We start from the raw sequence: 12,048 nt of genomic DNA, 5'->3' as shown, positions 1-12,048 counted from the left end.
GCACGCCGCCAGCGTTCGTCCTGAGCCAGGATCAAACTCTCATTAAAAGTTTGAGTTCTCACTCATTTCTGTCACTGACAGATTTATTGTTTTTTCATTGTTCAGTACTACAACCTTAGTTGTAGTGCCCTGCACATTGGTTCGTCTTGTTCAGTTTTCAAAGGTCTTTGTCACTTGCTTCTCTCAAGTGACAACTATATTAGTATATCACAGTCGCTTTCGCTTGTCAACACTTTTTTGAAACTTTTTTAAACTTTTTTTCATCAAGTGTGCCATCCGCAACATACCATAGTCCGTACGGGATTCGAACCCGTGTTACCGCCGTGAAAAGGCGGTGTCTTAACCCCTTGACCAACGGACCTGAGTTGTTTTCAACTCTTACTATTATACAGACTTTTCAAACTTTGTCAACAACTTTTTTAAACTTTTTTTATTAATTTTACAACAGCTTCCGTTCGAGCTGTATGCGGGAACATATCGACCGACTGGATATAATGGAGATCATAGACTTCTACTAAACGTACTAAATCACGAGCCAAGGTCGAAACATTGCAAGAAATATAGACCATTTTTTCTGGTACATGAGTAAGAATAGTATCTAATAACTTATCATCCAGACCTGTACGTGGTGGATCCACAATCAGAGCATCTGCTCGGTAGCCTTCCTTATACCAGCGAGGAATAATCTCTTCTGCCGTTCCAGCTTCATAATGAGTATTGTCAAATCCCATTCTTTTAGCATTTCGCTTGGCATCTTCAATGGCTTCTGGAATAATATCCATACCTCTTAATGTTTTAACTTTCTTTGCGAAGGCAAATCCAATCGTTCCAACTCCACAATAAGCGTCAATCAAATGGTCTTCTTTATTAACATCCAAGGCTTTTACAGCCTCACTATAGAGGACTTCTGTTTGTTCAGGATTTAGTTGATAGAATGCTCGAGGAGATAGTGAAAATTCATAATCGAGTACACCTTCTTGAATACTCTCTTGTCCCCAGATAATCTCTGTCTTTTCACCATAAATCTCACTGGTTTTAGCTGTATTGGTATTAACAGCTACTGTCACAACTTCTGGAAAATCTTTAATTAAATCTTTTACCAGCAGGGTTAAATTAAGCTGACGATTTATAACAATAATAATCTGAACCTGTCCAGTCTTTCTTGCTCGTCGGACCATTATAGTTCTAACACCTAGAACTTTTCTCTCATCCGTGATTGGAATCTGGTGATAAGTAAGTAATTCTGCTAGACGATTAGCAATCACTTGGGTTTCCTTGTCTTGTACCAGGCAGTCTTTCAACTCTACTAAATAGTGAGAGCTTTGTGCATATAAGCCCGCCTTGACCTGATTTTTAAATTTTCGAGTCTGAAATTGTAACTTAGCACGATAGTACTTGGGTTCCTGCATTCCAATAGTTGGACGAATTTCATAATTTTCATATCCTGCAGGGGCAAATTTTTTTAGCGCTTGGTGAAGTAAGTCCGTCTTGAACTCCAGTTGCTTATCATAATGCAGGTGCATAATTTGACAGCCTCCGCATTCATTGTAAATAGTACAAGCTGGCACAACTCGAAATTTAGACTTCTTATTAACCTTTAGTAATTTTGCTTCAACAAAGTTGCGTTTAATAGAAGTAATCTGACAATAGATATCTTCTCCTTTGAGAGCACCCGGTACAAAGACTAGTGTTTTTTGGTAAAAACCGATTCCCTCACCATTAATTCCCATGCGCTTGATTTTTAATGGTATTTTTTGTTTCACTTTCAGATTCATACCCCTATCTTATCACATTTTGAGTTATAATAGAACTATGAAAATCACAAAACTTGAAAAGAAAAAAAGACTCTATCTGATGGAGCTTGATAATGACTACAAATGCTACATTACTGAAGATACTATTGTTCGTTTTATGTTATCGAGAGATAAGGTGATAGGTGAAGAAGAATTAAAAGAAATTCAGGACTTTGCTCAATTTTCTTATGGTAAAAATCTAGCCCTCTACCACCTATCCTTTAAAGCGCGCACTGAAAAAGAAGTCAGAGAATATCTAAAAAAATACGATATTGATGAAAACATAGCTTCTAAAGTTATTATTAATCTTAAAGAAGATAAGTGGATTAATGATGATCAGTACGCTTATGCTATCATCAATGCCAATCAACTTTCAGGAGACAAGGGGCCTTATGTACTGACTCAGAAACTAACACAAAAAGGGGTTCCAAAATCTACTATAGAGGAGAACTTGAAAGAATTTGATTTTTCGGAAGTTGCTCAACGTGTAGCTAATAAACTATTGAAAAAATATGAGGGAAAACTTCCAGCTCGTGCCTTGCAAGATAAGATAATCCAAAATCTGACCAACAAGGGATTTTCCTATTCTGATGCTAAAACTGCCTTTGATCAGTTGGATAGTCAAGTTGACCAAGAAACGACTCAGGAACTCATCTTCAGGGAACTTGATAAGCAATATTCTAAGTACGCCCGAAAATATGAAGGATACGAACTTAAACAGCGTTTAACCCAAGTTTTAGCACGAAAAGGCTACGATTTTTCGGATATAGCAAGCGCTCTCAGAGAATATCTTTAATATTTTCATGTAAAATTCACAGATTTTAGGTAATTTTATGGTACAATAGTAAACGATAAACTTATAAATTGTAGAAAGTTGGTTAGTTATGAAGCTTCCAAAAGAAGGCGACTTTATTACAATTCAAAGTTATAAGCATGATGGGAGTCTCCACCGAACTTGGCGGGACACCATGGTACTAAAAACAACAGAAAACGCCATTATTGGTGTCAACGATCATACACTGGTTACCGAAAGTGATGGTCGTCGTTGGGTCACTCGAGAACCGGCTATTGTTTACTTTCACAAGAAATATTGGTTTAATATCATTGCCATGATTCGCGATAATGGAATTTCCTACTATTGCAATATGGCTAGCCCCTACTATCTGGATGAAGAAGCACTGAAGTATATTGATTACGATTTGGATGTTAAAATTTTTACAGATGGGGAAAAACGTCTCTTGGACGTTGAGGAGTATGAGCGTCACAAACGCAAAATGAATTATTCTGATGACTTGGACTACATTTTAAAAGAACATGTCAAAATTCTTGTTGATTGGATTAACAATGGACGTGGTCCTTTCTCAGAAGCCTATGTAAACATTTGGTACAAGCGCTATGTAGAACTAAAGAATCGGTAAAGTTGTCAAACTGGGGTTAAGGCCCCGGTTTTTTTATTTGATAAACCCAGCTTTTCAGCTGGGCTTATCCTTATATATCTAATTTCGTAACAGTAAATTTGATGTGGGAATAGTCTTTTTCAACATCCTTATCCAGCAAGAACGCTGTGGCGTCCTTCTTAACCTGAACCAGGTCAATATTCTGGGCTTGTGCTGCATAGACACATCCACAATAACATTGACGGTAGATGTCATACTCTTCACACATCTCTACCGAACGTTTGTAACCTTGATTTTTCTTGAAATCACTTGGAAGATAGTGGGTTGTATAAATTTTTTGCACATCGATTCCGATACTATTAATGGTTTGAGAATTCTTATGAGGACTGATGGTCAAGGCTGAGCCAAAGTAGTCAAAGCCCAAGTCCATAGCCACTTGCGCTGTCTTATCCAATCGGTAGTCAAAGCAAACCTTGCAACGGTCGCCTCCTTCAGGCTCTTCTTCCAAACCTCGAACCAGTTTACGATATTCGTTAGGTTCATAAGGGGCTTCTAGGTATTGAACGTTATTGCTAGTTCGCTCATTAAAATCACTAACAAATTTCTTGGTGACATAGGCCCGCTTATGGTATTCTGCCTTAGGATGGATATTAGAATTAGCAAAATAGATAGTCACATCTGCATACTTGGTCAAATATTCGAGGGTATAGGTACTGCAAGGGGCACAGCAAACATGCATGAGAATGGTTGGCCGTTGCTCATTTTTCTCCCATACTTGCACCATCTTCTGCATGACACGGTCATAATTAATCTTCTGATTGGGGTTCATCTTGCTCAGAATTTCTTCTACATCGATCATGTTCTTCTCCTTTTTCTAGTCTTATTTTATCATATAAGTTAAGAGAGCTCAAATCTATTTAGAAGTGAATAGCATAAAAAGGAGGGGTAGGCATTCCCTCCTTTTGTATTTTTTATAAGTTGTTTTCTATAGAAATCTTACATCATACCGCCCATCATACTTGGATCCATTGCTGGAGCTGGGGCTGCTGGTTCTGGTTTATTGGCTACGACTGCTTCTGTTGTCAAAATCAAGCTGGCTACAGATGCCGCATTTTGTAGGGCTGAACGACTCACTTTAACTGGGTCGATAATCCCTTGATCAATCATGTTAACCCATTCGCCAGTTGCTGCGTTAAAACCTGTACCAAGCTCGGCATTTTTCAAACGATCGATAACGATTGAACCTTCGAATCCTGCATTGTGGGCAATTTGACGGACTGGTTCTTCCAATGCACGGAGAACAATATTGCGGCCTGTTGCTTCGTCTCCTGTCAATTCCAAATCAGCCACGGCTGGGATAACATTTACAAGGGCTGTTCCACCACCTGCAACGATACCTTCTTCAACAGCTGCACGAGTAGCGTTGAGGGCATCTTCAATGCGGAGTTTCATTTCTTTCAACTCAGTTTCAGTTGCAGCTCCGACCTTGATGACTGCTACACCACCTGATAATTTTGCCAAGCGTTCTTGCAATTTTTCACGGTCAAATTCAGAAGTTGTGGTTTCGATTTGAGACTTGATAACTGCAACACGGTGAGAAATCGCTTCAGGATTCCCAGCACCTTCTACGATAACAGTGCTATCTTTGTCCACAGTTACTCTCGCTGCTTGACCAAGCGCCTCAATTGTCGCATCTTTCAACTCAAGACCAAGGTCTTCTGTGATAACTGTTCCGCCTGTCAAGATGGCAATGTCTTCAAGCATGGCTTTGCGACGGTCACCAAAACCAGGTGCCTTAACTGCTACCACGTTGAAGGTTCCACGAATCTTGTTCAAAACAAGAGTTGGAAGGGCTTCGCCATCCACATCATCCGCAATAATCAAGAGTGGACGATTGCTTTGGAGAATACTTTCTAGGAGTGGCAAGATTTCTTGGATATTTGAAATCTTCTTATCAGTAATCAAAATGTATGGATTTTCAAGATCAGCTACCATTTTTTCGCTATCTGTTACCATATACTGTGAAAGATAACCACGGTCAAACTGCATTCCTTCTACGACTTCAAGCTCTGTTTCCATACCACGTGACTCTTCGATAGTGATGACTCCGTCTTTGCCAACCTTTTCCATGGCTTCAGAGATGTATTCGCCTACTTTTTCGGAACGAGAAGATACGGCTGCAACCTGAGCGATAGCTTCTTTGTTGGCAACAGGGATGGCGTTGTTTTTCAAAGCTTCAACTGCTGCGGCAACTGCTGTTTCAATCCCACGACGAATACCGATTGGATTTGCACCTGCTGTGACGTTTTTGATTCCTTCACGGACGATTGCTTGGGTCAAAACAGTTGCAGTTGTAGTCCCATCACCTGCAATATCATTGGTTTTTGAAGCTACTTCTGATACCAATTTGGCACCCATATTTTCAAAATGGTCTTCCAATTCGATTTCTTTGGCAATAGTTACACCGTCATTGGTGATCAAGGGTGAACCAAATGATTTTTCAAGAACGACATTACGACCTTTTGGTCCCAAGGTTACTTTAACAGTGTCTGCAAGGATATCGACACCACGGACCATAGCTGAACGGGCATCTGATGAAAATTTAATTTCTTTTGACATACTTACTTTCTCCTTCTATTCTTCAATGATAGCCAAGATGTTAGCTTCGCCTACGATGATGTACTTTTCATCGCCATCTTTGACATCAAGACCTGCGTGAGCTTCAACTAAGACACGGTCTCCAGCTTTAACACTTGGAGCAACTAAGTCACCGTTCAAGGTACGAACACCTTGTCCAGTAGCCACTACTGTAGCTGTTTTCGTTTCTTCTTGGGCTGATTTTGCGAGGACAAAGCCTCCAACAGTTTGTTCTTTTTCTTCAATTTTCAAGACCACACGGTCTCCTAATGGTTTCAACATCTGATTTCCTCCATAATGAGATAGATAGTATTAGCACTCTTTATACCTGAGTGCTAATTTATAGTTCTATTGTATCACTTGGTCAGAAATAGTCAAGAAAAAAGTCTGACTTTCTCAAGATAAAAAGCCTGAGACAAACTCAGACTTTTCGATGTTTAAAATGGCAATTCTTCCTCTTCCAAAACCAAATCCGCCAAATCTTGGCCTGCATTATTTTCACGCATAGCACGTTGGGCACGACTTTCCAAGAGTTGGAATCCTGTCACGAGGACTTCGGCCACGTAGTTCATCTGACCATTTTTCTCAAAACGACGGGTACGTAATTCTCCATCCACTGAAATGAGGCTACCTTTAGTTGCGTAGCTTGCCAAGGTTTCTGCTAGCCTGCCCCAAAGGACCATATTGACAAAATCAGCTTCACGTTCCCCATTTTGGTCTTTGTAACGACGGTTCACAGCGATAGTTGCTCGCGCAACTGACTTGTCATTGTTGGTTTTGTGCAATTCTGGTGTAGACGTCAAGCGTCCGATTAAGATAACTTTATTATACATATTTTTTCCTCCTACTTATCTATTCGTAGGAAATCAAAAAAAGTTACAGAAATTTGTAACTTTTCGAGGAAATTTTTTACTTTTTATGAACCATGAAACCTGTTGCCTGTTGATTGGCCATGATGGTCATATCTGTAATCTGCACACGACTAGGTTGACTGGTCACATAGACTACTGTGTCTGCAATATCCTGAGCTTGCAAGGCTTCTATTCCTTGGTAAACGGACGCAGCTCTCTCTTTATCACCATGAAAACGTACCGTAGAAAAATCTGTTTCGACAATCCCTGGCTGAATGGTTGTCACCTTGATATCCGTTGCGATGGTATCAATTCGCAGACCATCTGAAAAGGTCTTAACTGCTGCCTTGGTAGCTGAGTAAACAGCGGCACCTGCATAGGCGTAGATTCCTGCGGTTGACCCCATGTTGATGATATGTCCTTGATTGGCTTTTACCATTGCTGGTAAGAAAGAGCGAGTAACTGCCATCAAACCTTTGACATTGGTATCCAACATGGTTAGCATATCCAACTCTTCATAATCCTGATAGGGTGCTAAAACTAGAGCCAGTCCGGCATTGTTGACCAGAATATCAATCTGACCTATCGTTTCTAGAATATCAGAGCAGACAGTCTTTACCATGGTCATATTCGTCACATCTAGTGGAAAGGTCCAGACGGTTTGTTTTGGAAAAGTTTCTGCAAACTCCGACTTAAGGGCTTCTAACCTGTCTGTCCGTCGTCCGGTTAGAACGACATTCTCACCCTGCTCCAGATAAGCACGCGCAATCGCTTCACCGATTCCTGATGTCGCCCCTGTAATCACAACATTTTTTTCCATCTTATTTCCTTCTAGCTGGTCTATCAGATACTAACAACTTCTTAGGCAGTCCAGTGTTTAGCTGGATCAAATGGAGTTCCAACAACTTGGTCTTCTGATAATTCAATAATACCACGTTTTTGCGGAGCATTTGGCAGATGCAATTCACGAGGACTACACATCATGCCAAAACTCTTTTCACCACGAAGTTCACCTGGGAAAATAAGATTGCCTTTTGGCATCATTGCTCCAGGAAGAGCTACAATGGTTTTCAACCCAACACGCGCATTGGGAGCCCCTGCAACGATTTGCACTGTCTTGTCACTTGCGACTGCAACTTGGCAGATATTGAGGTGGTCACTATCTGGATGAGCTACCATCTCAACAATTTCACCAACAACAAACTTAGGCTCTTTGTCATTAACAATTTCTTCTGTAAAACCTTCCGTTTGTAATTCTTGGTTCAAACGAGCAACTTGCTCATCTGTCAAAAACACTTGACCGCGCTCTGCAATTTCAAATAAACTTGAAACTTCAAAAATATTCCACGCCACTGTTTCCCCATTATCTTTGAGGAAAACACGGGCTACCTTGCCTTTGCGTTCCACATCTAGTTTGGCATCTCCGCTGTTTTTCACGACGACCATAAGGACATCACCGACATGTTCTTTATTATATGTAAAAATCATTGTTTCCTTTTCTCCTATTTCAGTCCTGCTAAAAAATCGTTAATTTGCTCCTTACTTTTACGGTCGCGATTAACAAAACGACCAATTTCCTTGTCTTTTTCTAGAACAACAAGGCTAGGGATTCCATATACATCCCAGAGTTTGGCCAAATCCATATACTGGTCTCGGTCCACTCGAATAAAGGTGAACTCTGGATTAGTTTTCTCAATTTCTGGTAAGGCAGGATAGATATAACGGCAATCGCCACACCAGTCTGCCACAAAAAGAAAGACCTTCTTGCCCTCTTTTTCCACCAAAGATGCCAATTCTTCTAAACTTGCTGGTTGTATCATAAGACTTCCTCCTCATAGACTAGATCTTCATTTTCATAGACAAAGGTATAATGACGGCCATCCTCAAAAATGACGCCACCAACCAAGCTCTCTAGACTGCTTTCATAGACTTGAACATAGAGGGTCGCAATTTCCCCCATGTCTGAAAAATGGTCTCGCACAATCGCTGTTAACTCTTCCTGAGTCTTCCTGAGCTTATGGTCATCTGCAACTTTTTTCGTAGCAAGGGCAAGGCTTCCAATACCTAGCAGAGCCAAGCCTGCCATCAACATTTTTTTAGCTTTCATACCATTCATTTTAACACAAAAAAGACTTTAGGACAAATGAGGAAGCAGCAGAAACGCAAGTAAAAAGCCCCTTCCTTTAAGGAAAAGGACTTCTTATACTCAATGAAAATCAAAGAGCAAACTAGGAAGCTAGCCGCAGGTTGCTCAAAGCACTGCTTTGAGGTTGTAGATAGAACTGACGAAGTCAGCTCAAAACAGCGTTTTGAGGTTGTGGATGAAGCTGACGTGGTTTGAAGAGATTTTCGAAGAGTATTATTCTTATTGCCAGGTACCTGAGTTGCCAACGTAGTAACCATCAGGTGTGTAGGTATTACGAAGCATCTTACCTGATGAAGCCAGATAATACCACTGGCCATTATCTTTGACCCAATCATTCGCTAGCATGGCACCAGAAGAACTTACATAATACCATTCTCCCTTATCATAAACCCAAGCGCTTGCTTTCATAGAGCCTGAAGTCGATAAATAGTACCACTTGCCTTGGTCGTAAAGCCAATCACTAGCAATCATAGCTCCCGATGATTTAAAGGCATACCAGTTGCCACCTTGATAAAGCCAAGTTTGATTGAACATGACTCCTTTATCATTCATAAAGTACCAAGTTCCCTTGTCTTTAACCCAAGCATTCTGCACTAATTGACCCTGTTTTTGATAGTACCAGTTTTTGTCTGATTTTAGCCAGCTTTCTGCTTTTACAATCGGATAAAGTTCTCGGAAGGCTCCTCCCCCCTTGTAGGAATGACTGATAGATTCTGGTTTTGTAAGTTTTAACTCACCATGGTCATAGTCTTCCCAAGCATAGACTTTTTGACCATTGACAGTTTCTGGTAAGGTAGCTGTGTAGGTCTTGGTTTGATAGTCCCATTTAGTATCAAGGTAGGTGTATTGATTATTTGATTCTTCAATACGGTAGTAACCACTCTTTCCACTATCATTATGAATATCATCCACAACTTTCGTTGACCAGGTCTTTACTTCGTTTCCGCTCTTAGCCTCGACCTTGATATCTCCTCTATAGCCATATGGAACATAGAAATTCAGGTAACGCCCTTCTTCCCCGATCATAGACTTGTCCTTTTCTTGACCTAGGAAATTGACTGTCTGATCTTGACCATCGAGACTAACCGTCCACTCGATTTTCTCAGTTTTTGGCAAATCCAAGACTTTAATATCTACTTCATGGCCATTATTAAATCGAAGAATTTTGCCATCTTGATACTGAACTCCACATTTAACAACCCATTCTTCTTTAAGCTCAAATGCCTGCCCTGAATGTGGAAAAGCCAGTAAAGCTAGACCAGCTAGAGACAAACCAAACAGTGTGATTTTTTTCATTGTAGATCCTCCTTAACTTTTGTTATGTTAATTATATCACTATGTTTTTAATTTGCAACTCATATCCTAAATATGCAAGCAAAAAACCTCTGAGATTCTTCTCTAAGGTTCTGATTTTGCTAATTACTGTTCTCAACAGCTGCAGTAACAAAGGCAGTGTAGAGTTCTTCTGGGCGGTTTGGACGACTTGAAAGTTCAGGGTGATACTGGCAAGCCACAAAGAATTTATTTTCAGGAATTTCCACAATTTCAACCAAACGATTGTCTGGAGAAACACCTGAGAAGACAAAGCCTGCTGCCTCAAACTGCTCACGGAAGGCATTGTTAAACTCATAACGGTGACGGTGACGGCGTTGCACCACTTCTTGATTGTGATAAGCAGCTGCTGCCTTAGAACCACGTTTCAACTTAGACGGATAAAGTCCCAAGCGAAGGGTTCCCCCCATATCCTCCACATCAATCTGATCACGCATGATATCAATGATAGGGTATTTTGTTTCTGGTGCAAGCTCTGCAGAATTGGCACCTTCAAGACCTAAAACGTGACGAGCAAATTCGATACAAGTCAACTGCATTCCCAAGCAAACACCCAACATTGGAACATCATTCTCACGCGCATAGCGGATGGCTTGGATTTTCCCTTCAGTACCACGCTGGCCAAAACCTCCTGGTACGATGATTCCGTCCGCATCAGACAAGAGCTCTGCCACATTCTCTGCTGTCACATCATTGGCATTGATCCAATTGATTTTAACTTCTGCGTCATTGGCATAACCAGAGTGTTTCAAGGCTTCGACCACTGAGATATAAGCATCTTGCAACTCAACATACTTACCGACAAGGGAAATTTTAACTTGTTTCTTGAGGTTCATGACCTTATCCACCATGGCTGACCACTCCGTCATATCCGCTGCTGGTGCGTCTAATTTCAAATGGTCACAAACAATTTGGTCCATACCTTGTGCCTGCAAGTTCAATGGAATTTGGTAAAGATGTTCGACATCCAACGATTCGATAACAGCTTCTGGTGCCACATCACAGAACTGAGCCAGTTTGTTTTTAATTCCTTGACCAGCTGGCTCTTCTGTACGAATAACCAACATATTTGGTTGGATTCCCAATCCACGCAATTCTTTTACAGAGTGTTGAGTTGGTTTGGTCTTCATTTCACCAGCAGCCTTGAGGTAAGGAAGGAGGGTTGTATGGATATACATGACATTATCCGCCCCCACATCTGCCTTCATCTGACGAAGGGCCTCGAGGAATGGCAAGGACTCGATATCTCCTACTGTCCCACCAACCTCTGTAATAATGACATCAGAATCAGTCGTTAGAGCGGCACGCTTGATTTTTTCTTTCAAAGCATCTGTGATATGAGGAATAACCTGAACAGTTGCCCCAAGGTATTCTCCACGGCGTTCTTTACGAAGAACTTCACTGTAAATTTTACCAGTTGTCACGTTGGAATATTTGTTAAGATTGATATCGATGAAACGTTCATAGTGACCCAAGTCCAAATCTGTCTCAGCTCCGTCATCTGTCACAAAAACTTCCCCGTGCTGATAAGGACTCATAGTTCCCGGATCGATATTGATATAAGGGTCAAACTTTTGAATGGTTACTTTGAGACCACGATTTTTCAAGAGACGGCCCAGACTCGCTGCAACAATCCCTTTCCCAATAGACGATACCACACCACCAGTTACAAAAATATATTTCGTAGACATAGATTCCTCTTTCTAAAATTCTCAAGGCCTTGTTAACTACGAGGGGACATAAAAAACAAGACCCTACTAATAAGAATAATCTGGGACTACTGCACCAGATTCACAACCAAAATACAAGAAGATAACTTCTTGAAAAAACAAAAATAGCTCCCTAAGAACTAGGGAGCCACGACCTCTAAAAGAGGTGCCCGAACAATATGA

Annotated in this window: 13 protein-coding genes and 1 tRNA gene; 2 read left to right on the top strand and 12 right to left on the bottom strand. The window is 40.8% G+C overall.

Translation table 11 applies throughout. The features are described from left to right. Window positions 1-289: 289 nt before the first annotated feature. Both B7699_RS02565 and rlmD read right to left on the bottom strand, forming a co-directional pair. Window positions 290-361, bottom strand: a tRNA-Glu gene (locus B7699_RS02565). Window positions 362-419: 58 nt separating this feature from the next. Then, the gene (gene rlmD / locus B7699_RS02560) at window positions 420-1,775 is read right to left on the bottom strand and encodes a 23S rRNA (uracil(1939)-C(5))-methyltransferase RlmD (RefSeq protein WP_084927051.1); all 1,356 of its coding nucleotides are present in this window, start codon (window positions 1,773-1,775) and stop codon (window positions 420-422) included. Window positions 1,776-1,812: 37 nt separating this feature from the next. Here rlmD and recX point away from each other — a divergent pair, with 37 nt between their 5' ends. Both recX and ntdP read left to right on the top strand, forming a co-directional pair. After that, complete coding sequence (gene recX, locus B7699_RS02555) at window positions 1,813-2,589, top strand: recombination regulator RecX (RefSeq protein ID WP_084927050.1); 777 nt, start codon at window positions 1,813-1,815, stop codon at window positions 2,587-2,589. An 88-nt stretch (window positions 2,590-2,677) separates the two neighbouring features. Next, complete coding sequence (gene ntdP, locus B7699_RS02550; protein WP_000775316.1) at window positions 2,678-3,211, top strand: nucleoside tri-diphosphate phosphatase; 534 nt, start codon at window positions 2,678-2,680, stop codon at window positions 3,209-3,211. A gap of 70 nt (window positions 3,212-3,281) precedes the next feature. On the opposite strand, the gene B7699_RS02545 is transcribed toward ntdP, so the two are convergent. The 10 genes from B7699_RS02545 to B7699_RS02490 all read right to left on the bottom strand — a co-directional run bounded on the left by B7699_RS02545 (window position 3,282) and on the right by B7699_RS02490 (window position 11,847). Next, a complete protein-coding gene (locus B7699_RS02545) occupies window positions 3,282-4,049 on the bottom strand; it encodes an epoxyqueuosine reductase QueH (RefSeq protein ID WP_084927049.1) in 768 nt (255 codons plus the stop codon). A 137-nt stretch (window positions 4,050-4,186) separates the two neighbouring features. Next, entirely contained in the window at window positions 4,187-5,809 is a 1,623-nt protein-coding gene (gene groL, locus B7699_RS02540) for a chaperonin GroEL (RefSeq protein WP_084927048.1), read from the bottom strand. Between the two features lie 15 nt (window positions 5,810-5,824). Then, entirely contained in the window at window positions 5,825-6,109 is a 285-nt protein-coding gene (gene groES / locus B7699_RS02535; RefSeq protein WP_000917335.1) for a co-chaperone GroES, read from the bottom strand. Between the two features lie 155 nt (window positions 6,110-6,264). Then, a complete protein-coding gene (locus B7699_RS02530; protein ID WP_000282440.1) occupies window positions 6,265-6,660 on the bottom strand; it encodes a single-stranded DNA-binding protein in 396 nt (131 codons plus the stop codon). 76 nt (window positions 6,661-6,736) lie between these two features. Continuing rightward, window positions 6,737-7,498 (bottom strand): SDR family NAD(P)-dependent oxidoreductase, encoded by a 762-nt coding sequence (locus tag B7699_RS02525; RefSeq protein WP_084927047.1) that lies wholly within the window; start codon window positions 7,496-7,498, stop codon window positions 6,737-6,739. A 41-nt stretch (window positions 7,499-7,539) separates the two neighbouring features. Next, window positions 7,540-8,166, bottom strand: coding sequence for a YtpR family tRNA-binding protein (gene ytpR, locus B7699_RS02520; protein WP_045612823.1), 627 nt, complete (start codon window positions 8,164-8,166; stop codon window positions 7,540-7,542). Window positions 8,167-8,180: 14 nt separating this feature from the next. Further along, window positions 8,181-8,498 carry a thioredoxin family protein gene (locus B7699_RS02515; protein ID WP_045612822.1) on the bottom strand — a complete coding sequence of 106 codons (318 nt, stop codon included), beginning with the start codon at window positions 8,496-8,498 and terminating at the stop codon, window positions 8,181-8,183. After that, entirely contained in the window at window positions 8,495-8,794 is a 300-nt protein-coding gene (locus tag B7699_RS02510) for a DUF4651 domain-containing protein (protein WP_031233155.1), read from the bottom strand. The genes B7699_RS02515 and B7699_RS02510 overlap by 4 nt, the downstream gene beginning before the upstream one ends. A 249-nt stretch (window positions 8,795-9,043) precedes the next feature. Next, a complete protein-coding gene (locus B7699_RS02495) occupies window positions 9,044-10,120 on the bottom strand; it encodes an N-acetylmuramoyl-L-alanine amidase family protein (protein WP_192851995.1) in 1,077 nt (358 codons plus the stop codon). 119 nt (window positions 10,121-10,239) lie between these two features. Then, window positions 10,240-11,847 (bottom strand): CTP synthase, encoded by a 1,608-nt coding sequence (locus B7699_RS02490; protein WP_000105236.1) that lies wholly within the window; start codon window positions 11,845-11,847, stop codon window positions 10,240-10,242. Window positions 11,848-12,048 lie beyond the last annotated feature (201 nt).

The sequence above is a fragment of the Streptococcus mitis genome, from assembly GCF_002096835.1.
Lineage (GTDB): Bacteria > Bacillota > Bacilli > Lactobacillales > Streptococcaceae > Streptococcus > Streptococcus mitis_W.
Note: the sequence above shows the minus strand (reverse complement) of the source record. Positions and strands in the feature narration are given on the sequence as shown.